The organism is Vibrio sp. 9-16B-A1 (assembly GCF_056726165.1).
Window position 1 is genome coordinate 59164 of sequence record NZ_JBSDZD010000010.1, and the last position, 22962, is coordinate 82125.

Sequence of the window (22962 nt, forward strand, 5' to 3'; positions counted from 1 at the left end):
GGTAAACCCGGCGTTACCGGACTATGGTTCTTGGCAAGCGCCGGGCAAATCGGTAAGGTAATCCCACTTTTAGCCGATTCTTCTTGTTATGGATTTCAACCAGTTACTACAGCGTCACCACAGGCGCTGGCAAAAAGCCTTTGTTGTTGGCGGGATAGCCCTGTCGCTGCTGTCTCTGCTCTACCTGGCGCTGGGTGAAGTCTGGATAACCCCTTTCAGTTTTTCTGAGCCTTTAAGTCAGATGCTGCTGGTTGAGCTGCGCATGCCACGATTGTTTTCTGCGCTGGCGATAGGCGCGGCGCTGGCCGTCTCCGGTGCCAGCCTTCAGGTATTGCTCGGTAACCCGCTGGCAGAACCCGGCGTGCTCGGGATCTCCGGCGGTGCCAGTGTGGCGATGATCATTTTGTTGTTTTTCTTACCCTTCGCACCTACCGCCGAAGTGACCATGCTGGCTGCGGTACTCGGCTCGCTGGCTTTTACCATGCTGCTGGTGTGGCTGGCACGCAGCATGAAGCTCAGTACGCCAAGACTGCTGCTGGTTGGGGTGGCGATTGGTATTCTGACCGGCGCAGTGGTTACCTGGGCATTTTATTTCAGTGATGATATGAGCATGCGGGCCCTGATGTACTGGCTGATGGGCAGCATTGGCGGCACCAGCTGGTCCCAGCATACCCTGACAGTTTTGATGCTGCCGGTGATCTTCTGGCTTTGCCGTCAGGGCAGTAAGCTCGATAAGCTGATGATAGGGGAAGTTCACGCCCGTCAGCTGGGTGTGGATGTTGACAGGCTTCGCTGGCAACTGATTCTGGCGGTGTCGCTGCTGGTGGGTATGGCTGTCGCGCTGGGCGGGATCATCAGTTTTGTTGGCCTGGTCGTGCCGCATTTGCTGCGCCTTGGCCTGGGCAGTGAGAACCGCTATCTGTTGCCGATGTCCGCCCTGGCTGGCGGCAGTCTGCTGGTGTTTGCCGATATCATTGCCCGTACCGCGCTCGATTCTGCTGAACTGCCACTTGGCGTGGTCACCACTTCGGTGGGGGCGCCTGTCTTTATCTGGATGCTGCTAAGAAATCATGATTTACGTTAACCAACTCAATGTATCGCCCCGGCTGCTTCCACTCTCTTTTCAGCTTGAAAAGGGTGAAATACTGCATGTAATTGGGCCCAATGGCAGCGGCAAAAGTACGCTGCTTTCGGCGGTATCAGGCCTGCTTGACTGCCAGGGGGAAGTCCGGATTGAGGATACCCTGATAAGTGACTGCTCTCTGGAAATGCTGGCCACCCGCCGGGGCTATCTGCCTCAGCAGGCAAGGCCGGCGTTCAGTCTCAGTGTGTATCATTTCCTTTCACTTTCTGTACCGGCGACTGCACCGCAGGATCAGGTCATGGATGTACTGGAGTCTGTTTGTCACAGGCTTAAAGTCAGCGATAAACTCAGCCGTCAGGTGAGCCAGCTTTCCGGTGGTGAATGGCAGCGTGTCCGGCTGGCAGCGATTTGCCTGCAGGTGTGGCCATCCCTCAACCCGTATGCAGAGCTGCTGTTGCTCGATGAACCGGCAGCGCCGCTTGATATCGGCCAGGAAAAATTGCTTTACGATTTGATTGATGAAGTTGCTTCGCTGGGGCTAAGCGTCATCATGGCCAATCACGATCTCAACCGTACCCTTCACCGGGCTGATAAAGCACTGTTGCTTGATCGCGGCGTGATGAAAAAGTTTGGTGATGTGGAGTCGGTGCTCTGCCCGGATCTGCTGAGTGAAGTGTATGAGACAACGGTGCGTAAAGCAGACCTTGATGGCAGGCCTCATTTGCTGTTTTAGGTGATAAAAGAAGGCCGCCAAAGGGAGGCAGGCGGCCGAAGTACAACAATATCAGCGGCCGGAAGTCCGGCTCAAAACTCAGGCAGGGTAGTGCTTAAACCGCACACCCATCATCTGTTCCATACAGTGAACCACCTGGCAGCTGTAACCAAACTCGTTGTCATACCAGATGTAGAGCACGCAGCGGTTGCCTTCCGCAATGGTGGCTGCACCATCAATCACGCCCGGGTGGCGCGAGCCTATGATGTCGCTGGAGACCACTTCGGTCGAATCTGTGTAATCAATCTGATCAGACAGCGGAGAGTGAAGCGCCATTTCACGCAGGTACAGGTTCATCTCTTCTTTTTCAGCTTCTGACGACAGGTTCAGGTTTGCCACCGCCATTGAAACGTTTGGCGTCGGTACGCGGATAGCGTTGCCGGTCAGTTTGCCGGTCAGCTCCGGCAGCGCTTTGGATACGGCTTTCGCGGCACCGGTAGAGGTCAGAACCATGTTCAGCGACGCAGAACGGCCACGGCGCTCGCCGCTGTGGAAGTTGTCGATCAGGTTCTGGTCGTTGGTGTAAGAGTGAACGGTTTCAATATGGCCGCTTTCGATGCCGTATTTATCGTTAATGGCCTTCAGTACCGGGGTAATCGCGTTGGTGGTACAGCTCGCCGCTGAGATGATTTTGTCATCTTCCTGAATCACCGTTTCGTTCACACCAAACACCACGTTCTTCAGGTCGCCTTTTCCTGGTGCGGTCAGCAGCACTTTGTCTGCGCCAGCGCACGCCAGGTGACGGCTCAGGCCTTCAGAGTCACGCCATACACCGGTGTTGTCGACCACCAGCGCGTTTTGAATACCATAGCGGGTGTAATCCACATCTTCCGGGCCGGATGCGTAGATAAACTGGATAAAGTTACCGTTTACGATAAGCGCGCTGCGCTCTTCATCAACCGTGATGCTGCCGTTAAAGTTACCGTGTACCGAATCGCGGCGCAGCAGGCTTGCACGCTTGGCCAGATCGCCGTCTTTGCCACCGCGGACAACCACAGCGCGCAGGCGAAGCGGGTAGCCAGCGCCACTTTTTTCAACCAGCAGGCGGGCCAGCAGGCGGCCGATACGACCAAATCCGTACAGCACCACATCTTTGGTTTGATTATCTTTGGTGCATTTAAGCGGATCTTCCAGAGCGGTTGCCAGGTAGTCACCCAGACCGGCCAGGTCTTCGTGATGCTTCCAGTAGCCATCGGCCAGGCGGCCAATATCGATCTGGCAGGCGTTAAGCGGCAGGTCGTTGAGCATTTCCAGCAGTGGCAGGGTTTGCTCTGTCGACAACTCTTCACCGGTATAGCGGCGTGCCAGGCGGTGCGCTTTGATAATGTCGATGGTGGAGGCGTTGATCAGCATACGGCCAAACAGGGTAATTTCGACGCCTTTGTTACGATACAGCTGACCAAGAAGAGGGGAGATGGCTTCGGCATTGGTTTGGCTGGTTTGCCAGTCAAGAAGATACTTTTCCGGGCTCATTGTATTAGGGGACCTTTTTCACGTTGTTGATACAAAAAAGCGGCATGAACGGAGGGTATTCATACCACGGATAACAGATGACAAAATATGCCATTGTTGAATTGTTGTTTCTTTAATGTGGCCGGATTGTAAGGGTTGAAATATTAATCTGCCAGCAAAATTAAGTGGCAAAAAACGTGGGGGATTTAAGCGAATACTGTTTTATATACCGTCAGCTGTTTTTTAGAATCAGGAGGTTAGAGTTGGCTTATTTTGAATGGCGAAATATCCGTGCCAGGAAATCAGCACGGTTTACAGAGGAGTTGTTGTTAATTTTGTGATCGGTTGGGCGGCCTTAAAGCTTGACCGCCTCTAAATTGAATAGATTTTGGACCCGTTGACCTGTTTAAGATCACTTATGTCCAGGCTGACCGTTTTGACGGTCAGCTGGCTGGTCGCGGGTGGTGCCGGATTTTCTGTTTTGTGATCATGGCTCGGGTAAGTCAGCACCATAGCGGTGATCGCTGCGGTAACGTAAAACACCAGAGCGCACTGTTTGCGCATGGCACGTTTGATTCGGGTTCTTTTACTTGTTGTTTTTAACTTCTTCATATTCGCCCTCAATTACGTCCGGATCGGTCCGGTAAACGCTCTGTCGCATCTGCTTCTGGAGTCGCTTGCCGGTAAAGAAAGCGGCAATGGCGATAAACGGCATCATCACAAGCCCCACGATCAGGGAGAAAAATCCGATAAACATCGCAAATACAGAAACAAGCAGTCTGGTCATATATCCTCATTCGTTGCACCGGACACTCTCCGGCGATGAGTTAATACTACTGGTACGAAAATGAATGGAAGATGAATTAAAAAACGGGTGCGTGGTTCGTGGGCGCTTCGCTGCGTGGGACGTGGAAAGGACGGTGCGGTATGTGGTTCAGGAGCCTAATACGGGGTTTACGTTCATGCTTTTGCTGTGAGGGCAAAGGGTTTCATTTGGTGTCATTCCCATCCAACTCGTTGATAAAGCTGTCGAAGTCGTAATCTGTATCGTCACTTAGCTCACCTTCAATCAAAAGCTGGCGTAGTGTCGTCAGTTTGGTTTCCTGATTTTCCAGTAAACGCAGGGCTGAGCGGATCACTTCGCTGGCAGAGCCATAGCGGCCGCTTTGAACCTGATCTGAGATAAAACTGTCAAAGTGGTCACCTAATGTAACGCTGGTGTTTTTGGCCATGAGAGAACTGCCTGATACCAAATAATACTCAATTGTGGTATCGGGCTGGTGATAATACAAGCAGGTTTTCAATCCCCCTGGCTGTTTGTCTCTTCTTACTGAGGCGTCTCCACCACCTGTAACTGTTGGTGCTTCTCATAGCACCTAGGCCTTCTCGGGCAGACTGCGCCGCGTGAGCAGATCAGCCTTGCGCGGTTATCGATGCCGCGTTCTATCCAGTTGATGTTGAGGATCCGGGCGACAGTCATCAGCAGTTTTCTCACTTTGAGCGGGATGACCGCGGTGCCGCCGTTTTGTACGCAGGCTTCTTTCAGAGCGGTGGCGACCGCGACGGCGTCGTGTCCCTGGGCGTTGATGGCCGGGTTTAGGTCTACGCCGCTGCACAGTACGTGTGGGTTGCCGGCAAAGTCTTTTACTTTGACCGATTCACAACAGTAAATATGGGGCACATCGTTCTGGATAAGGATTGAGATCTGCGCCACGCTGACGTTGAACTCTTTATCTTTGGTAACCATGCGAAATACTGACCAGTGCTGACACGGGTCTTCGACCATTCGCATGTTGCCCCACGGGAGCGGAATGCCATTGCCCCGGTAAACGGCTTTCAGTTTTCCCGGATTATAGGCATCAAAGTAATGCCAGTGCGGGTAGGGGGAAACCGCTGTCATCCGGCGCATCGCGATGGACTCGGAAACCCCGGCCAGTTTACATACGCTCAGTTCATAGCCGTGGCGGTCGAGAAGCTGGCGGAACGGCACGCGGGGGCAGAGCAGGGCTCCTGCAAAAAATGAGCATTCGAAGTCCCGCCAGGCGTGGAGGATTTTGGTGGAGTCCAGCTCCACCGAACTCGATGGCTGCTGTTCATCCCTAAGCCCGTAGCTGGGGTTGGCATCCGCCACCACCATGCTTTTCTCTCCGTCACCTTTGTGCAGTACCATGTGGCCAATGTTAACCGCCAGATCGTATTTGAGCCGTATCGGGTCTTTCTTCAGCATGGTGTTGATATGCAGGATATTCGGCGGCTGAAAGAAGGAGCGCTTTACCCTCTGGCGCTCACCCAGTGCGCTGTCACTTACCGGCTCCGGCGTTTCACTGAACCAGCGGATTTTCAGCCCCACTTCTTCACAGATCTCATACAGCTCTTCGACACTCAGCGGCATGCGTTTACGGCCGACTTCTTCTGCCGCCCGTTCCAGATCCGGGAAGTGATTCAGGTTGTGCTCCTGATAGGCGCGGATCAGCAGGTGGGCGAACTGACGCCCGGTGGTGCCGGTCTGGCTTAACATCTCAGGGATCGCGATTTGCAGAATATCGTTGGAGAACAGAAAGCCAGGCTCCAGTGCCATGCCTTTGATCCCGCCCCGGGTGCCTTTTTCCGGCACGATTTCCTGCTGCTCGTTCACATCATCGAGAAACCACTTCACCGGTTTTTGAAAAACAGCGGCGATCACTTCCAGCATTTCTTCCCCCGGTACCCGTTTTCCCCGTTCGATCATTGAGAGGTAGGAGACAGACGGCGCCGAATCCGGGTCGACTTTTACGCAGCGCGCAGAGAGGTCTTCCAGAGTTAAATGGTTACGTTTCCGTAAGTTACGGATCTTTGTGCCCAGAAAATGGGACTGGCGGAACAGACTTTTGGTCGATTTCATAACTGTAAAATTTACACTGTGTAATTTTCTTTGTGAAATTTTAGTTATTAATTCGTTAAAGTAAAACCCGGTTGAGCAACAAATGTGAGTATTTACTCAAAATAACGGATTTCTCACAAAGGACAAAAGCTCAAACGGAAACCATTTTCAGGGACGAACACAAGGACGAAGCCATGAACTTACCACTAAGCAGGGAATGCCAAATCCATCAGGGCTTCTGTGAGTTTATTAATCAGGAAGTGCTGCCTTTGACCGGGATCAGCCCTCAGCAGTTCTGGAGTGGCCTGACTCAGTTGGTCAGCGAGTTAACTCCGGTCAATCAGGCGCTGCTCGAAACCCGGACCAGACTGCAAAAGCAGATCGATGAGTTTCATCAGCAGCACCGTTCGTACACCAGTGAGCAGTATCAGGCATTTCTGCGTGAGATTGGTTACCTGCTCGACGAGGGGGAAGATTTCAGCATAGAAACAGAGAATGTGGATGAAGAGATCGCTTCAATTGCCGGCCCTCAGCTGGTAGTGCCGGTGAAAAACGCCCGCTTTGCACTGAATGCTGCAAACGCGCGCTGGGGAAGTCTGTATGACGCCTTGTACGGCACTGATGTAATAAGCCAGAGCGAGCCGGGCCTGCAGCCAGGCAGAAAGTACAACCCGGCCAGGGGTAAGCGGGTTATCGCCTGGGCCAAAGATTTCCTCGATCAGGTGTTCCCGCTTAACGAGGGCTCGCACCACGATGTGGAGAGCTACAGCGTCTATTTCCACAACCTGTTGGCTTACTTTCCCGATGGCAGCAAAACCGGCCTGAAAACACCAGGTCAGTTTGTGGCAGCCAGTGATATGGACCAGGAGCCAAACTCCATCATCCTGAAGAACAACGGCCTGCATATCGAACTGGTGATTAACCACGCCGGAGCCATCGGCAGTCAGGACCTGGCCGGGCTGGATGATATTCAGGTTGAGTCTGCCATGTCAGCCATTATGGATTTTGAAGATTCAATCGCAGCGGTAGACGCCGAAGACAAAGTGGACGCTTACCGTAACTGGTTGGGGCTGGTGACAGGGTCACTGGAAGCCAGCTTTGAGAAAGGCGGTAAAACCCTGACCCGCAGAATGAACAGCGATAAGCACTACACAGGTAAAGACGGACAGGACTATACCCTGCATGGCCGTTCTTTGCTGATGATCCGCAATGTGGGCCACCTGATGACCAGTGACCTGGTGCGCCTGCCAAATGGTGAAGAGGCGCCTGAGGGCACTATTGATGCGGCGGTAACCGCGCTTATCGGCAGTATCGCGCTTACCAACCCGGAGAGCTGCCGGGTGACCAACAGCCGAACCAACAGCATCTATATCGTTAAACCCAAGATGCACGGCCCGGAAGAAGTGGCATTCTCCTGTGAGCTTTTTCGCCGGGTGGAGGAGATGCTCGGGCTTGAGGAGAACACCCTTAAGATCGGCATTATGGATGAAGAGCGCCGAACCTCGCTGAACCTGAAAGAGTGTATCCGCCAGGCGCGCTCCCGGGTGGTGTTTATCAATACCGGGTTCCTGGACCGTACCGGGGATGAAATTCACACCAGCATGCAGGCCGGGCCATTTTTGCCAAAAGGTGAGATTAAAAACCAGCCATGGATCAGCGCTTATGAGCGCAGCAACGTGGCGGTCGGGCTGGCGTGTGGCTTTGCCGGAAAGGCGCAGATCGGCAAAGGCATGTGGGCCATGCCGGATGAAATGGCGCAGATGATGGAGCAGAAAATTACTCATCCGCAATCGGGGGCGACCACCGCCTGGGTGCCGTCACCTACCGCAGCCACTCTGCACGCACTGCACTATCACAAGGTGGATGTGTCTGAGCAGCAACGTACAGCGTCAGCAGACAGCGCAGAGCTGCGCGAGCAGATGCTTCAAATCGCCCTTATGCCACAGGAAGTACAACTGACGCAGCAGCAAATCGGGCGGGAACTGGAAAACAACATTCAGGGTATTCTCGGCTACGTGGTGCGCTGGATTGAGATGGGCGTGGGCTGCTCCAAAGTGCCGGATATCAACGACACCGGGCTGATGGAAGACAGGGCAACCCTGCGGATCTCAAGCCAGCACATCGCCAACTGGCTGACGCATAAGGTCTGCACCAAATCTCAGGTGGACAGCATCATGGCCAAAATGGCCGCGGTGGTGGACAGACAAAACGAAGGCGACCCCGGTTATATCCCGATGACGCCGGACCTGGAGCAAAGCACCGCTTACCAGGCAGCAAGGGCTCTGATTTTTAAAGGCGCAGCACAGCCATCCGGTTATACCGAACCGCTGCTGCACCAGTACCGTAAACAGGCGAAATACCAATAACAATCGTGAAACCAAGTGTGTGAACAGCACAACCAAGTGAAAGGACAGCATCATGGATAACTACAGAACGGAAATCACTAACGCAGGTCAGTTTATCGAACAGCAGGGTAAAACCTGGTCGGCTATCAACCCGGAATACGTGGCACGGATGCGCCTGCAAAACCGCTTCCGCACCGGGCTGGATATTGCCCGCTATACCGCCAAAATCATGCGCGAAGATATGCAGGCCTACGATGAAGACAGCGCTAACTACACCCAGTCACTGGGTTGCTGGCACGGCTTTATCGGTCAGCAGAAGATGATTTCAGTGAAAAAACACTTCAGCACTACCCGTGGCCGTTATCTGTATCTGTCCGGCTGGATGGTCGCGGCGCTGCGTTCGGAATTTGGTCCGCTGCCGGATCAGTCCATGCACGAGAAAACCACGGTCGCGGAGCTGATTGACGAGCTGTACACCTTTCTGAAACAGGCCGATGCCCGCGAGCTGAACCACCTCTACCGTGAACTGGATGGTGCGCGAAACAGTGGCGATACGGTGAAAGCTCAGGCGGTGCAGAACCAGATCGACAACTTTGAAACCCACGTTGTGCCGATTGTGGCGGATATTGATGCTGGCTTTGGTAACGAAGAGGCGACCTACCTGCTGGCGAAGAAGATGATTGAGGCGGGTGCCTGTTGTATTCAGATTGAAAACCAGGTGTCTGACGCCAAGCAGTGTGGTCACCAGGACGGTAAAGTGACCGTGCCGCATGAAGACTTCCTGGCGAAAATCAATGCGGTTCGTTACGCGTTCCTGGAGCTGGGCGTAGAAGATGGCGTAATTGTGGCGCGTACCGATTCGCTGGGCGCAGGCCTGACTCAGAAGATCCCGGTATCACAGACCCCGGGCGATCTGGCTGACCAGTACAACGCCTTTATTGACGGTGAAGAGATCTCCTCACTTAGTGAGCTGGACAGCGGTGATATGGTTCTGAAGCAGGGCAACCGCTACATTAAACCAACCCGGCTGCCAAACGGCCTGATCCGCTTTAAGCCGGATACCGGTGAGGACAGGGTAGTGCTGGACTGTATCACTTCACTGCAAAACGGCGCAGACCTTTTGTGGATTGAGACCGAAAAACCACACGTTCAGCAAATCGCCGGTATGGTGAATCGTATCCGAGAAGTGATCCCAAATGCCAAACTGGTGTACAACAACAGCCCGTCATTTAACTGGACGCTGAACTTCCGTCAGCAGGTATTTGATGCATGGCAGCAGGAAGGCAGAGACGTATCGGCTTACGAGCGTGAGAAACTGATGAGCAGTGTGTACGATGAGTCAGAACTGGCGCGCTCTGCGGATGAACGTATCCAGACGTTCCAGCGTGACGCGGCCCGTGAAGCCGGTATCTTCCATCACCTGATCACTCTGCCAACGTACCATACAGCGGCGCTTTCTACCGACAATCTGGCCAAAGACTACTTCGGTGCAGAGGGTATGCTGGCTTACGTGAAAGGCGTGCAGCGTAAAGAGATCCGTCAGGGACTCTCCTCGGTGAAACACCAGGATATGTCCGGCTCCAACATCGGCGATGACCATAAAGAGTACTTCTCCGGAGACCAGGCGCTGAAAGCGGCAGGGGAGAACAACACCATGAATCAGTTCGCCTGATAAAACCAAAAGGGGGCTTAATGCCCCCAACGTTTCCCTTTTCTTCGTTTGGGCCAGCCATGATGGTTGGCCCATTTTTTTATTTCTGGCTGACCCAGACAGAAACCGAACCGCCGTCGGTTGAGAACTCGCCCCAGCCGTCGTTATTGGTCAGGACTTCACCTTTGACGTTACCCAGCTTGTCCACGTAGCGGGTATTGGCGTGGCCGGTGTACATCCACTTTTTGCCGCCAGGGCCATCACTCATGATCACTGCCATGGAATTCGGATGCTCAGCGTCACCTTCACGGGTCCAGCCGATCACATCCCAGTGGTCCAGGTAGCTGTGCTGCTTGCCGTACGCGTAGTTCTTGCGCAGTGACACCAGCTCTTTAATCGACTTAACCGGCACCATGTTGATGTCATGGCCTTTATCCTTGTACTGAGCGCCATAGTAGTCGGCGTAGAAGACGCTCGGATAGCCTTCTTCACGCAGCAGAATAAATGCGTAGGCCAGCGGCTTGAACCACCAGTCGACGGTAGACTCCAGTGACTGAAGTGGCTGGGTATCGTGGTTCTCAACCAGGGTTACGGCTTTGACCGGATTGTCTTTCATCAGGGTGTTATCCATGATGCGGCGCATATCGTAACGGCCTTCCTGGCGGGATGCCTGGTAGAAGTTCATGTGCAGGGGCGCATCGAACAGGGACATAGTGCCGGACGTTTTGTTGATAAAGTTATGCAGCTGGCCGACATCATAGTTCCAGTATTCACCTACAGTGAACAGCTCTTTGCCGGTCTTCTGGCGAAGGTACTCGATCCACTCTTTAAGGTACTGGTATTTAATGTGCTTAACCGCATCCATACGGAAACCGTTGACTTTGGTGGTTTTAAGGTACCACATCCCCCAGTCTTTCAGCTCCTGTTTGACTTCCGGGTGGTCCATATCCAGGTCGGCGTACATAAGATAGTCGTAGTTACCTTTTTCGCTGCTGACTTCCCAGTCCCAGCCTTTGCCGGCGCCTTTAAAGCGGAAGATGGCTTTCTCTCCGTCATTGGCATCGTAGTCTACACCGTCAAAGTGGTACCAGCGCCACTGGAAAGAAGAGTGCACATCATTACGTCCCGGGAAAGTGAAGTCGACCCAGGCCTCAATCCATTTATGTCCCAGTTCACGGTTGCGGTCATCCCAGTCCACTCTGACTGTGTCGACCCAGGATTTGCCGTCGGCACCGCCGCGGTGGTTAAAAACCACATCTCCGTAGATCTGGATGCCGTTTTTCTGTGCAGCCGCTATAGCGTCCAGGTAGCTTTGTTTATCGCCGTATTTTGTGCGAACCGTACCTTTTTGATTAAACTCACCCAGGTCATACATATCGTAGACGCCGTAACCCACGTCACCGCTGCCGCCCGCGCCTTTATAAGCTGGTGGCAGCCAGAGTGCGGTAAAGCCATTGTCTGCCAGGGCTGGAGCGTTAGTTTCTACCTGATCCCAGAGTTTGCCATCGTCGGGCAGATACCAGTGGAAGTACTGCATCATGGTGCCATTCTGGTGGGCAAAAGCCGATCCGGACAGCAGTAGTGCAAGAGGCAGTATTGCCCGTTTAAATATTCTCGTTGTCATGCTATTTCTCTCTTTATTATTTTTGTTGCAGGCGTACAGGTCAGCGTTTGGTTTGCTGTGTCAGCCAACTTTGCTGACGGGCGTAAAACCAAAACAAAGCGCTTTCCAGACGCGGAGAAGCTAGCACCATTCCGGGCGCACAAATTTTGATCTGCTCTGCAATTTAACTACTGTTAGATTTGTAATATCAATAAGTTGGATCGGGATCTTTTTTGGTGGTAATGAACGTGTCACAGAGTGTAAGCGTGTGTATTCACCGGGGCGGGCAGATCAAAAAAAGGGCAATGGTATTTGCCATCGCCCGGGTTGAGTCTGGTCGTCAGGTGCGGAAACTATCCGAGTTTAAACCGGCTTACTACCGACACCAGTTGTTTTTGAGTTTCGCCTAACTGGTGGACACTCCTGCTGGTCTGCCCGCCGTTTTCAGTCAGGTTCAGCACCATTTGAGAAATGGACGCCATGTTCTGATTGATCTCCTCTGCCACGCTGCTCTGCTCCCGTGCAGAGCCTGCGATATGGCTGACCAGCTCGTTGATTTCATCGATAAAGCGGGTCATGGAATCGAGCGAGTCGTTGACCCGGTTGGTCTGTTCAGCTGCCTGCTGACACTGGTTTTTGGTACGGTCCATCTGCTCTACCACGGTTTGGGTGCCACCGTGGAGTTTATCGAGCATCTCGCTGATCTCTGTGGTGCTGTTGCGGGTGCGTGATGCCAGCGCCCGTACTTCATCGGCGACCACCGCAAAGCCGCGGCCCTGCTCACCGGCGCGGGCCGCTTCAATAGCCGCGTTAAGCGCCAGCAGGTTGGTCTGTTCAGCGATTTCACCGATCACCGCCAGTACATCGGCGATTTTCTGGGTGTCGTGACTCATGCTGATGATGGCTTCGGAAGTGGAGTCCACTTCACTGATCAGTGCAGACACGCCGCTGACGGCTTCATTGACCACCTTGCGTGAGCGGGTACCTTCCTGGCTGGCTTTCAGCGTATGCTGCGCGGCATTACCGGCGTTCTCGGCCACCAGCTCTGCCGTGGTACTCATTTCATGCACTGAGGTGACGGCCAGATCCATTTCATTTTTATGGGCGCTCAACAGCGAGTGGTTATCGTTGATCTGCTTTTCAATCCGGCTGATTTCACTGTCGATGGTTTCGGTAGAGCCTGCGACCTTACTGATCATGGTATGCAGGCTGGCGATAAAACTGTTAATGCCCGTGGCAACCTGGCCCAGATCGTCCTTTGAGTGGACAGCAAGGCGCTGAGTCAGGTCGCCGTTTCCGTTGCCAAGCTCTGACGCCAGTTTGCGCAGGGAAATAATCGGGCGGAAGGTGACGATAATCAGTACCACGCTCAGCGGCACCATCAGCAGCGCGCAGATCAAAAGGGAAGTGGTGATCTGATTATTAAGTGCAGCGGTGTTGGCTGCGATATGGCTTTTATCGATATAACCGGTCAGCGACCAGGTGTCGTCCATTACCTTCAGCTCCATCGGCACAGGAATGTGATCGCCCGGGTTCAGATTGGAAAACAGCACTGTCCCTTTGCCATCTTTTAACTCGGTAAAGGTGCCGGGAATGGCGGTTTTGGTCAGAAACTCGCTGAGCCGGCCAAGATTGAGGAAGTACACACTGCCGGTGGTGGCATCCTGGGGCACGGTAATGGTGACGGTCGGGCTGCCATCGTATTCAAACACATCACTCAGTACCACCTTTCCTGCGGCCTGGCCGATAAGGTTCTGATAGCGGTTGATGGTCGTCTGGTCGTCAAGCATACCATCGCGGTCGAAGAACAGTCCGTAAGTGATTTTAACTATGTTACTGAAGTCGGTTTCCTCAAGAGTGGGCTTAATATCCATGATGCTGACGTCCAGGGTTTTGGCCAGCAGTATGTTGTTCTGTACTGAGTCGAGCACCAGTTCCTTCACCAGATCCATTTTGGTTGTGATGGCATTGGTATCGTTTTTTTCAATGTAGCGGCTGATATGGACATTGGCGCTGATATAGGCGGTAGCGACAGAAACGGATATTAAAAGGAGCACCACCAGATAGAGTTTGGTTTTAAATGATATGTTTTTCATGTTCTTTATTATTCGCAGGAGAGGTCAGACTATTTTAGATTTGTGCAACAGGCCGGGAGTGATGCCAGTCGAAATAAATAATAAAATTCAATTCATCAAATGACTTTAATGGTTTTAATTGCAGGGTGTATCCATATCTTATTGAATTGTAGCGACTAATTGTTTAGTTCATTAAAACCTTTATTGGCATTAAATACCTGATTAAAGCGTTTCGCAGTCACAGTTGGATTTGTCAGGTTCATGGAGAATAAACCTATCAGCCGGGCAATATAAGCCCGCTGAAATAAGGAAATAATCATAATAGGTAACAGAATGAACATGAAACTAAAAAGTGTGCTGATGGGTGCTGCAGTGGCAACTGTAGCAGTAATGCCTCTGAGTAATGCAATTGCAAAAGACTATCCGCCTAAAACCCTGTCGTTTGTTGCGCCATCCGGTGCCGGCGGCGGCTGGGATCTGACGATCCGTACCGTTGCAAAAACCCTGAAAGACACCGGACTTGTTGAAGCAAACATGCCAATTACCAACCGCCCTGGTGGTGGTGGCGCCGTAAACCTTGCTTACATGCAGACTCAGAAGGGATCGGACAAGCTGATTTCAGTTTATTCGCCGCCTATTTTGCTGACCAACCTGACGGGTGCGAGTAAGTACAGCTATCAGGACACCACGCCACTGGCGCGTCTGATCACAGACTATGGTGCATTCGTGGTATCCAAAGACTCTAAATACAAGTCAATCAACGAAGTGATGGAAGCGCTGAAAAAAGATCCTAAGAGCGTGAAAATCGGTGGTACGTCTGCAGCGGGCAGTATGGACCACATCCAGTTCCTGCTGATCGCCAAAGCAGCAGGTGTACCAAACCTGAACAAGATCGACTACATCTCGTTTCAGGACGGTGGTGCAGTGGCTCAGGTACTGGGTGGACACGTTGACCTCATCTCGACCGGTCTGGGCGACGTGGTACAGCTGGTGAAAAGCGGCGACCTTCGCGCTCTGGCACAAACCGCTGACAAGCGTGTAGGTGACGGTGAAGTGGCGAAGATCCCAACCGTACGCGAGCAGGGTATCGATGCGACGTTTGAAAACTGGCGCGGCCTGTTCGGCCCGAAAGATATGCCGGCTTACGCGGTTGAGTACTGGAACAAGACTCTGAAAGAAATGGTGAAAACTCCGGAATGGGCAGAAGCCCGTCAGCGTAACGGCTGGGATGATGCTTACCAGACAGGTACAGAGTTCAACAACTTCCTGGCTCAGACCAACGAGCAATATAAGGAAATTCTGGCAGAAATCTTCTCCCGTAATTAATCAATATTTCAACAATAACCGGTGCCGTCTTACGGGCGGCACCCAAAAAGATATTTTCCAGATCTGTTAATTTAAAAACACAAGGATAACCTATGAAAGACAGTAACGTTCGCCCAAACTGGGATGCGTTTACGGGTTTATTTAGTGTTGCGTTCGGTGTGATATATGGCCTGATGGCGTACACCATGCCAAGAGCCGCATTTGGTAACCCATTAGACCCAATTTATTTTCCTCTCGGTGTGGCCGCTGTTGCCGTAGTTATTGGCGCAATACTGCTGGCTAAAAGTAATTTCAAAGCGTCTCTGACAGCGCTGAACAATCTGCTTAACGAAGATGAGCAAAAGAAGAATGACCGCAAACGCATTCTTTATACCTGCATCATTTCCGTTGGCTACGCGCTGCTTTTTGAAGAGCTGGGCTATGTGATCAGTACCTTCCTGTTCATGTTCTTTATGCTGACGATTACCAGCGGTAAGAAAGCCTGGCTGAAAAGCACGATCATCGCTGCTGCGTTCGCTGTAAGTGTCTACTTTATTTTCTCGACACTGCTCGCCATTAGTCTTCCACCATTACCGTTTATGGAATAACAGCTATGACTGAGATACTTACCAACTTATTTAATGGATTTGGCGTTGCGCTTCAGCCGTATCACCTGCTTCTGGTGACCGTCGGCGGTGTGCTTGGAACCATTGTTGGCATGCTGCCAGGCCTTGGCCCGGCGACCGGTGTAGCGGTACTGCTGCCAATGACTTTTGCAATGGGCCCGACAGCGGCACTGATCACCATGACCGGTGTTTACATCGGCGCGATGTTCGGTGGCTCACGAAGCTCAATTCTGATTAACACTCCGGGAGACGGGGCTGCGCTGGCCGCCACGTTTGACGGTTACCCGATGGCCATGAAAGGCCGCGCGGAGTCGGCACTGGCTATCTCTGCCATCGCATCGCTGATCGGCGGTACCATCGCAGCGGTACTGATGACCCTGCTGGCTGAGCCGGTAGCAAGCTTCGCGCTGAAATTCGGCCCGGCGGAATACTTCCTGCTGATGGTAGCGGCACTGTCGATGACCGCGTCGATGTCGAAAAACAACATGCTTAAAGGTTTCCTTTCGATGGTGATAGGTCTTGCGATTGCAACTATCGGTATCGATGCCCAGAGCGGGGTAGAGCGCTTTACTTTCGGTAACCTTGAGCTTCAGACCGGTATCGACTTCCTGGTCGTTATCATCGGTATCTACGCCATGGGTGAAGTGTTCAAGAGCTTCCGTTCTCTCAGCCAGGGTACCAAGAAAGCGCAGACTAAGTTCAAGCGAATCTGGATTCAGGGTGACGACTGGAAACGCTCTAAATGGCCTATCCTGCGCAGTGCACCCGTTGGTTTCATCATCGGCTCCCTGCCAGGCGCGGGCGGTACCATGGCCTCTCTGATGTGTTACAACAACGAGAAGCAACTGTCCAAAAACGGCGAAGAGTTTGGTAACGGTGCGATTGAAGGTCTGGCGGCTCCTGAGTCTGCAAATAACGCGGCATCAATCGGTGCGATGATCCCAATGCTGTCACTGGGCGTACCTGGCTCAGGTACCACAGCGGTAATGATGGGTGCTCTGCTGATGCTGGGTATTCAGCCAGGTCCGATGCTGTTCACTCAGTATCCGGAAACCGCATGGGGTCTGATTGCGAGTATGTTTGTGGCTAACTTCATCCTTGCGATTGTGAACATCCCGCTGGCAGGTGTACTGGTACGCGTACTGGCGATTCCACCTAAAGTCCTTTACCCAATTGTACTGGGTCTGGCATTCATCGGTTGTTTCGCCATCAGTAACTCAGTGATCGACTTCTACATCCTGATCATCCTGGGTATTGCGGGTGTGGTAATGAAGCGTGCAAACATCCCGACAGCACCGATGATTCTGGCGGTGATTGTAGGTGGTACCATGGAGCAGTCGTTCCGTCAGGCTTACCGTATCGCTAACCAGGACCTGTCCATCTTCATGGGCTCAGCGGTATCTCAGGTACTGATTGCCATCACGCTGCTTTCGATTGCACTGCCGGTGTTTGGCATGCTGAAGAAGAAGCGAGAGCAGGTACAGCCAGCCTGATAGCCTCCCGGGCCCTGCACCAGACGGTGCGGGGCCTTTTGTTCATTAACATCATTTAAAACTTTTATGCTCCCCGGTGAGTATGACCTGAATCAAACTGACCTCTTATACCTGCCGGGATAATTACACCAATACCATTAATCTAAACTGACTACCGAGAACGCTCCGCGATGAATCTATACCATTTTGAAAAAATCCGGGTGACCAGCAGGCGGCTGCAACGGGTGCGTGTATTTCTCGAAGGAATGGGACTGGGTATCGACAGCGATGTAGAGCTGTTCGTAGCCGGATACTGGCAGGGAGAAATTGCCGCAGTTGGGGGCCTTGCCGGAAACACCATCAAATCTGTGGCGGTTTCGCCGTCACATCAGGGAACCGGTCTGTCGAGCAAGCTGCTGACAGAGCTCGTCACCCACGCTTATGATCTTGGCCGCTATAACCTGTTTATTTACACTAAACCTGAAAACTATCCCATGTTCCGTGAGGCTGGTTTCTATATGCTGACGTCGGTCAAAGACCGGGTGGTACTGCTGGAAAACAGCCGTCACCGCCTGAGCGACTACTGCAACGGCCTGACCAAACTTCGCCAGCCGGGTAACAAGATCGGCTGCATTGTGATGAACGCCAATCCCTTTACCAAAGGTCACCGATACCTGGTGGAATACGCAGCGTCCCAGTGTGACTGGCTGCACCTGTTTGTGGTCAAAGAAGACCGTTCATATTTCTCCTATCAGGAGCGGATGAAGCTGATCCGGGCCGGCGCGGGTGATTTGCCCAATGTCACCATCCACCCTGGCTCGGACTACATGATTTCAAGGGCGACTTTCCCGAGCTATTTCATCAAGGACGAAGGGGTGATCAATTACTGCCATACGGCGGTGGATCTGCAGCTGTTTCGTAACCACATCGCTCCGGCGCTTGGGGTGACGCACCGTTTTGTCGGTACCGAGCCTATCTGCGCGGTGACCAATTTCTACAACCAGCAAATGCACCAGTGGCTGAGTACGCCGGTACTGCCGGGCAGGCCCATTTCACTGGTGGAAGTGCCGCGCTGTGAAATCGGGGAAGCGCCGGTTTCAGCGTCGCTGGTCAGAAAACTGCTGACGGAGAAAAACTGGGCGGCGATCAGGCCCCTGGTGCCGGACTCGACTTATCAGCACCTGCTGGAAAACTATTACGTGCCGGAGCCTGAGGCTGTGCTGAGGGCGACCGAAAAACTGGCTGTTTAAGCGCCAGAGTCATCAGAAGCAAAAAAAAGAGCGCCATTTCAGCAATGAAGTGGCGCTCTTTTTTCAGGGGGAGGGCTTCTAAGAGAATGGTAACAAACAGGTCAGCAGTATTGGCCGAACTGCGCTTCCAGTGCCTCAAAGTACGCTTCTTTGGTGTGTGCACTCCGGCTCAGGCAACGGGCCAGACTATCCTGACAGATCAGACACCGGCGCGCCTGCATTTCACAGCCTTTGCGCGAGACCGACATGCCGGTCGCATCGAATACATCAATATTGAACAACCCGCCGAACAGGTGGCCGTTCTCAATGTTCATCATCGCTTTTTTCAGCGCCAGTGCATCCTGACTTTCAATGACCAGCAGCGCTTCGCTGAACGAACGGGTATGTACGATCTGCCGGGTACGGATGCGCAAATCCTGTGACGCCAGGCACTGTTTGATTTCTTTTATTCCGGTGCCAAAGACCTCCGCCTGAAGCTGTTTGAACCGGTAGTCACGGGGGACAAAGGTAGTGAATTTTATCAGCGGCAGCTGGTAGGAAAGAGTGAGCGCGTTCATCCGGCTGACCTGCTGCTGTCTGAACGTCAGTGATTCCAGGGTGGTTGTCATAGCAGTGTCCTTCTGTTTGGGCCTTCGCGAGCGCAGCCGAATTGCTGCAGAGCTGCATCGCGGGCTCGTGTTGACAGTTACAGATGACCATAACGGGGAACACACCGGAATAATGTGGCTGGCCGGAGGCTTTTATCCGGCGTTAGTGACTTAATTGCTTTTTATGAATTTAACTGCAGGGCACGGCACTGCTTGCTTAGGGGGTTAAATTCATAAAAACCATTAAAGCTGTTAACGGGCAGAATTTCGATGATGCGCTTCACGATGGTGGCCCGGGCCTCTCAGTAAACTGGTTATTACCGTTTCAGGTGCCGTACTGCCATCTGGTCTTAGACAGCCTGGCAGATATAAGACACCGCGGCGGCCAATGACAGAATACTAACAAGGGTAGATATAAGGATGAATCAGGACGTGTTACTCCTGGAAGGTGTGACTCTGATGATGCTGGGAATGGGTTTCGTTTTCAGTTTTCTGTTTCTGCTGGTAGGGGCAATCAAGTTGCTCTCCAGTGTGGCAGTCAGAGTTCAGCCCCCCATTGCACCAGCGGCCAAACAATCACAGCCGGCCAACCCCGTTAATCAGGACGACAACCTGATCGCAGCCATTTCCGCTGCACTTCACCACCATAAGAAAAAATTCAGTTAAGAGGTTAATCCATGTCGAAGAATGTAAAACCATTAGGCGTTACTGACGTAGTACTGCGCGATGCGCATCAGTCGCTTTTTGCCACCCGGATGAGGATTGACGATATGCTGCCGATCGCAGCCGAGCTGGATAAGATCGGCTACTGGTCTCTGGAAACCTGGGGCGGGGCAACATTTGACGCCTGTATCCGTTTTCTGGGTGAAGACCCGTGGGAGCGCCTGCGCCGCCTGAAAGCCGCGATGCCAAATACCCGCCAGCAGATGCTGTTTCGTGGTCAGAATATCCTGGGTTACCGCCACTACGCTGATGACGTAGTAGACAAGTTTGTCGAGCGTGCCGTGGTAAACGGTATGGACGTGTTCCGCGTGTTTGATGCCCTGAATGACGTGCGCAACATGCACCAGGCAATCCGCGCGGTCAATAAGCAGGGCGCACACGCCCAGGGCACCATTTGTTACACCACCAGCCCGGTGCACACCATGCAGTCCTGGATTGATGTGGCGGAGCAGCTGGTTGAAGCGGGCGTCAGCTCGATTGCGATCAAAGATATGTCCGGCGTGATGTCTCCTTACGAGGCGTTTGAGCTGGTCTCCACCCTTAAAAAACAGCTCGACGTTGAGCTGCATCTTCACTGTCACGCAACCGCGGGTCTTGCGGATATGACGCTGATGAAAGCCATTGAAGCCGGAGTAGATCGTGTGGATACCGCTATCTCCTCAATGAGCGGCACTTATGGTCACCCGGCCACCGAGTCTGTAGTTGCAGCACTGAAAGGCACTGAGCGCGATACCGGTATCGACCTTGGTCAGCTTGAAAAAATCGCCGCTTACTTCCGTGAAGTGCGCAAGAAATACCACGCGTTTGAAGGCCAGCTGAAAGGCACCGACTCACGTATTCTGGTCGCTCAGGTGCCTGGCGGCATGCTGACCAACATGGAGAGCCAGCTGAAACAACAGAACGCTCTGGATAAAATTGACCAGGTGCTCGAAGAGATCCCGCGTGTACGTGAAGACCTGGGTTACATCCCGCTGGTAACGCCAACTTCTCAGATTGTCGGTACTCAGGCGGTGATCAACGTGATGATGGGCGAGCGCTACAAAACCATCACCAAAGAAACCGCAGGCGTACTGCGCGGCGAATATGGCCGCACGCCGGCACCGGTGAACAGCGAACTTCAGTCCCGCGTAACAGAAGACAAACCGATCGAGTGCCGTCCGGCGGATCTGATAGAGCCGGAAATGGACGCGCTGACTCACCAGGTGACAGAGCTGGCGGCAGAGAAAGGCATCAAACTGGCAGACGATGTGGTGGATGACGTGCTGACCATCGCCCTGTTTAATCAGGTTGGCTGGAAGTTCCTGGAAAACCGCGGTAATCCGGATGCGTTTGAGCCGGTTCCTGAAGTTAAACAGGAAGAGAGTGCAGCTCCGGCGAAGAAGCAGAGCGCGGAAGAGCAGGCTGTGTACACTGTCAATGTGAACAATCAGAGCTACGTGGTACAGATCAACGAAGGCGCTGACCCGCAGGTACTGGCCGCTGCACCAACGCCAGCCGCTGCTGCAGCCCCGGCTCCGGCGGCTGCACCGGCCGGAAACAGTGAACCTGTTACTGCGCCACTCGCGGGTAACATCTGGAAAGTTCACGCATCGGCAGGCCAGGCGGTCAAAGAGGGCGACGTACTTCTGATCCTGGAAGCGATGAAGATGGAAACGGAAATCCGCGCATCCCGTGATGGTACCGTAGCCAACGTAGACGTATCGGAAGGGGACGCCGTTCAGGTAGGTGACACCCTGCTGGCGATGGGGTAACAGATGGACAGTGTATTAGGACTCATCCGCGATTTCGGATTTCTGCATCTGCAGATGGGGCAGGCGGCGATGATCCTCGTCGGCCTTGGCCTGCTGTATCTCGCGATTGTGAAAAACTTTGAGCCTCTGCTTTTGGTACCCATCGGTCTTGGCGGCATCCTGGCAAACCTGCCGGATGCGGGCCTTGCGATCAGCGCGACGGAAGCTGCGCTGCATTCGGCCAAACCTGAGGTTATGTCAGCGATGGCATCGGTGCTGGGTATTGCCGACAGTGGCGCGGAAGTAGTGAAACATGCGATGGAAACGGCGACCCCGGCCCAGCACGTTGAGCTTCATCTGCTGGCTGAGCAGTACCAGTACAGTGATGGTATGCTCTACACCTTCTACAAAGTGGCGATTGCCTCGGGTATCGGCCCACTGGTGATCTTCATGGGTGTAGGCGCGATGACCGACTTTGGTCCGCTGCTGGCAAACCCCAAAACCCTGCTGCTTGGCGCGGCGGCTCAGTTCGGTATTTTTGCGACCGTACTTGGCGCACTTGGTCTCAGCCAGCTTGGGATCATGGATTTCAGCGTAGCGCAGGCGGCGGCAATTGGTATCATCGGCGGTGCTGACGGCCCGACGGCCATCTATGTATCGAGCATGCTGGCACCGGAACTGCTGGGTGCGATTGCCGTGGCGGCATACTCGTACATGGCACTGGTCCCTATGATTCAGCCACCAATCATGCGCGCTCTGACCACTGAAGGAGAGCGCCAGATCGAGATGAAACAGCTGCGCACAGTCGGAAAAATCGAGAAGGTGTGTTTCCCTCTGATGCTGCTGATCCTGATTGCGATGCTGCTGCCATCGGCGACGCCGCTGCTGGGTATGTTCTGCTTCGGTAACCTGATGCGTGAATGTGGGGTTGTTGAGCGTCTTAATGACACGGCGCAAAATGCCCTGATCAACATCGTGACCATTTTCCTTGGTCTGTCGGTGGGTTCCAAACTGATGGCGGACAAGTTCCTTCAGCCACAAACCCTGGGAATCCTGGCGCTGGGCATCGTTGCTTTCTGTGTCGGTACCGCGGCTGGCCTGCTGATGGCGAAACTGATGAACCGGTTCAGTGAAGATAAGATCAATCCGTTGCTTGGTTCAGCCGGTGTTTCGGCGGTGCCAATGGCGGCGAGGGTATCGAATAAAATTGGTCTGGAAGCCAACCCGCAAAACTTTTTGCTAATGCATGCTATGGGGCCGAACGTGGCTGGCGTAATTGGCTCTGCGGTTGCGGCTGGTGTAATGATCAAATATGTGATCGCAGGCTGATTAATTGTCGCAAATAACGAACTGGTGCCTTTATTTTGTCTAGTGATAAAGGCATCATTAGTTTTGGTCAGCTTAGCTATGGATATATCAAAAGTTGC

The 22962-nt window shown here is 53.1% G+C and carries 19 protein-coding genes; 11 read left to right on the plus strand and 8 right to left on the minus strand.

Annotated elements, in window-relative coordinates:
* Positions 1 to 88: 88 nt before the first annotated feature.
* Positions 89 to 1084 carry a vitamin B12 ABC transporter permease BtuC gene (btuC, locus tag ACVB80_RS16205; RefSeq protein ID WP_481082323.1) on the plus strand — a complete coding sequence of 332 codons (996 nt, stop codon included), beginning with the start codon at positions 89 to 91 and terminating at the stop codon, positions 1082 to 1084.
* Positions 1071 to 1817: a vitamin B12 ABC transporter ATP-binding protein BtuD gene (gene btuD / locus ACVB80_RS16210; RefSeq protein WP_481082324.1), complete on the plus strand. Its 747-nt coding sequence runs from the start codon at positions 1071 to 1073 to the stop codon at positions 1815 to 1817. The genes btuC and btuD overlap by 14 nt, the downstream gene beginning before the upstream one ends.
* A gap of 78 nt (positions 1818 to 1895) precedes the next feature.
* On the opposite strand, the gene ACVB80_RS16215 is transcribed toward btuD, so the two are convergent.
* From ACVB80_RS16215 to ACVB80_RS16235, 5 genes are all read right to left on the minus strand, one after another.
* The gene (locus tag ACVB80_RS16215; RefSeq protein WP_481082325.1) at positions 1896 to 3329 is read right to left on the minus strand and encodes a glyceraldehyde-3-phosphate dehydrogenase; all 1434 of its coding nucleotides are present in this window, start codon (positions 3327 to 3329) and stop codon (positions 1896 to 1898) included.
* Positions 3330 to 3680: 351 nt separating this feature from the next.
* Entirely contained in the window at positions 3681 to 3920 is a 240-nt protein-coding gene (locus ACVB80_RS16220; RefSeq protein WP_481082326.1) for a hypothetical protein, read from the minus strand.
* Entirely contained in the window at positions 3895 to 4095 is a 201-nt protein-coding gene (locus ACVB80_RS16225; protein ID WP_481082327.1) for a hypothetical protein, read from the minus strand. The genes ACVB80_RS16220 and ACVB80_RS16225 overlap by 26 nt, the downstream gene beginning before the upstream one ends.
* A 202-nt stretch (positions 4096 to 4297) precedes the next feature.
* Positions 4298 to 4540, minus strand: a complete 243-nt coding sequence (locus ACVB80_RS16230) for a type II toxin-antitoxin system ParD family antitoxin (RefSeq protein ID WP_481082328.1) — start codon at positions 4538 to 4540, stop codon at positions 4298 to 4300.
* 95 nt (positions 4541 to 4635) lie between these two features.
* Positions 4636 to 6189, minus strand: a complete 1554-nt coding sequence (locus tag ACVB80_RS16235) for a DUF3612 domain-containing protein (RefSeq protein WP_481082329.1) — start codon at positions 6187 to 6189, stop codon at positions 4636 to 4638.
* Positions 6190 to 6362: 173 nt separating this feature from the next.
* On the opposite strand from ACVB80_RS16235, the gene ACVB80_RS16240 reads away from it, so the two are divergent.
* Together ACVB80_RS16240 and ACVB80_RS16245 are read left to right on the plus strand one after the other, a co-directional pair.
* Positions 6363 to 8534, plus strand: coding sequence for a malate synthase G (locus tag ACVB80_RS16240; protein WP_481082330.1), 2172 nt, complete (start codon positions 6363 to 6365; stop codon positions 8532 to 8534).
* A 52-nt stretch (positions 8535 to 8586) separates the two neighbouring features.
* Positions 8587 to 10185, plus strand: coding sequence for an isocitrate lyase (locus ACVB80_RS16245; RefSeq protein ID WP_481082331.1), 1599 nt, complete (start codon positions 8587 to 8589; stop codon positions 10183 to 10185).
* 79 nt (positions 10186 to 10264) lie between these two features.
* Here ACVB80_RS16245 and amyS read toward each other — a convergent pair whose 3' ends face one another.
* Both amyS and ACVB80_RS16255 read right to left on the minus strand, forming a co-directional pair.
* Positions 10265 to 11788, minus strand: a complete 1524-nt coding sequence (gene amyS, locus ACVB80_RS16250; protein ID WP_481082332.1) for an alpha-amylase — start codon at positions 11786 to 11788, stop codon at positions 10265 to 10267.
* 332 nt (positions 11789 to 12120) lie between these two features.
* Positions 12121 to 13863, minus strand: coding sequence for a methyl-accepting chemotaxis protein (locus ACVB80_RS16255; protein ID WP_481082333.1), 1743 nt, complete (start codon positions 13861 to 13863; stop codon positions 12121 to 12123).
* Between the two features lie 318 nt (positions 13864 to 14181).
* Between ACVB80_RS16255 and ACVB80_RS16260 the strand changes: the two genes are divergently transcribed.
* The 4 genes from ACVB80_RS16260 (at position 14182) to citC (ending at position 18495) form a co-directional block, all read left to right on the plus strand.
* Positions 14182 to 15168: a Bug family tripartite tricarboxylate transporter substrate binding protein gene (locus ACVB80_RS16260; RefSeq protein ID WP_481082334.1), complete on the plus strand. Its 987-nt coding sequence runs from the start codon at positions 14182 to 14184 to the stop codon at positions 15166 to 15168.
* Between the two features lie 92 nt (positions 15169 to 15260).
* A complete protein-coding gene (locus tag ACVB80_RS16265; RefSeq protein ID WP_481082335.1) occupies positions 15261 to 15755 on the plus strand; it encodes a tripartite tricarboxylate transporter TctB family protein in 495 nt (164 codons plus the stop codon).
* Positions 15756 to 15760: 5 nt separating this feature from the next.
* Positions 15761 to 17266, plus strand: coding sequence for a tripartite tricarboxylate transporter permease (locus ACVB80_RS16270; RefSeq protein ID WP_481082336.1), 1506 nt, complete (start codon positions 15761 to 15763; stop codon positions 17264 to 17266).
* 170 nt (positions 17267 to 17436) lie between these two features.
* Entirely contained in the window at positions 17437 to 18495 is a 1059-nt protein-coding gene (gene citC, locus ACVB80_RS16275; RefSeq protein WP_481082337.1) for a [citrate (pro-3S)-lyase] ligase, read from the plus strand.
* A gap of 101 nt (positions 18496 to 18596) precedes the next feature.
* Here the strand turns inward: citC and ACVB80_RS16280 are convergent, their stop codons facing one another.
* Complete coding sequence (locus ACVB80_RS16280) at positions 18597 to 19103, minus strand: citrate lyase holo-[acyl-carrier protein] synthase (RefSeq protein WP_481082338.1); 507 nt, start codon at positions 19101 to 19103, stop codon at positions 18597 to 18599.
* Between the two features lie 399 nt (positions 19104 to 19502).
* On the opposite strand from ACVB80_RS16280, the gene ACVB80_RS16285 reads away from it, so the two are divergent.
* From ACVB80_RS16285 to ACVB80_RS16295, 3 genes are read left to right on the plus strand one after another with little or no spacing between them, the layout of a single operon-like run.
* Complete coding sequence (locus ACVB80_RS16285) at positions 19503 to 19748, plus strand: OadG family protein (RefSeq protein WP_481082339.1); 246 nt, start codon at positions 19503 to 19505, stop codon at positions 19746 to 19748.
* A gap of 11 nt (positions 19749 to 19759) precedes the next feature.
* On the plus strand, positions 19760 to 21556 hold the full coding sequence (oadA, locus tag ACVB80_RS16290) for a sodium-extruding oxaloacetate decarboxylase subunit alpha (RefSeq protein WP_481082340.1): 1797 nt from the start codon (positions 19760 to 19762) through the stop codon (positions 21554 to 21556).
* 3 nt (positions 21557 to 21559) lie between these two features.
* Entirely contained in the window at positions 21560 to 22864 is a 1305-nt protein-coding gene (locus ACVB80_RS16295; protein ID WP_481082341.1) for a sodium ion-translocating decarboxylase subunit beta, read from the plus strand.
* Positions 22865 to 22962 lie beyond the last annotated feature (98 nt).

Coding starts and splice junctions, on each gene's coding strand:
- btuC (WP_481082323.1), top strand. CDS start 89: ATGGATTTCAACCAGTTACTACAGCGTCACCACAGGCGCTGGCAAAAA.
- btuD (WP_481082324.1), top strand. CDS start 1,071: ATGATTTACGTTAACCAACTCAATGTATCGCCCCGGCTGCTTCCACTC.
- ACVB80_RS16215 (WP_481082325.1), bottom strand. CDS start 3,329: ATGAGCCCGGAAAAGTATCTTCTTGACTGGCAAACCAGCCAAACCAAT.
- ACVB80_RS16220 (WP_481082326.1), bottom strand. CDS start 3,920: ATGAAGAAGTTAAAAACAACAAGTAAAAGAACCCGAATCAAACGTGCC.
- ACVB80_RS16225 (WP_481082327.1), bottom strand. CDS start 4,095: ATGACCAGACTGCTTGTTTCTGTATTTGCGATGTTTATCGGATTTTTC.
- ACVB80_RS16230 (WP_481082328.1), bottom strand. CDS start 4,540: ATGGCCAAAAACACCAGCGTTACATTAGGTGACCACTTTGACAGTTTT.
- ACVB80_RS16235 (WP_481082329.1), bottom strand. CDS start 6,189: ATGAAATCGACCAAAAGTCTGTTCCGCCAGTCCCATTTTCTGGGCACA.
- ACVB80_RS16240 (WP_481082330.1), top strand. CDS start 6,363: ATGAACTTACCACTAAGCAGGGAATGCCAAATCCATCAGGGCTTCTGT.
- ACVB80_RS16245 (WP_481082331.1), top strand. CDS start 8,587: ATGGATAACTACAGAACGGAAATCACTAACGCAGGTCAGTTTATCGAA.
- amyS (WP_481082332.1), bottom strand. CDS start 11,788: ATGACAACGAGAATATTTAAACGGGCAATACTGCCTCTTGCACTACTG.
- ACVB80_RS16255 (WP_481082333.1), bottom strand. CDS start 13,863: ATGAAAAACATATCATTTAAAACCAAACTCTATCTGGTGGTGCTCCTT.
- ACVB80_RS16260 (WP_481082334.1), top strand. CDS start 14,182: ATGAAACTAAAAAGTGTGCTGATGGGTGCTGCAGTGGCAACTGTAGCA.
- ACVB80_RS16265 (WP_481082335.1), top strand. CDS start 15,261: ATGAAAGACAGTAACGTTCGCCCAAACTGGGATGCGTTTACGGGTTTA.
- ACVB80_RS16270 (WP_481082336.1), top strand. CDS start 15,761: ATGACTGAGATACTTACCAACTTATTTAATGGATTTGGCGTTGCGCTT.
- citC (WP_481082337.1), top strand. CDS start 17,437: ATGAATCTATACCATTTTGAAAAAATCCGGGTGACCAGCAGGCGGCTG.
- ACVB80_RS16280 (WP_481082338.1), bottom strand. CDS start 19,103: ATGACAACCACCCTGGAATCACTGACGTTCAGACAGCAGCAGGTCAGC.
- ACVB80_RS16285 (WP_481082339.1), top strand. CDS start 19,503: ATGAATCAGGACGTGTTACTCCTGGAAGGTGTGACTCTGATGATGCTG.
- oadA (WP_481082340.1), top strand. CDS start 19,760: ATGTCGAAGAATGTAAAACCATTAGGCGTTACTGACGTAGTACTGCGC.
- ACVB80_RS16295 (WP_481082341.1), top strand. CDS start 21,560: ATGGACAGTGTATTAGGACTCATCCGCGATTTCGGATTTCTGCATCTG.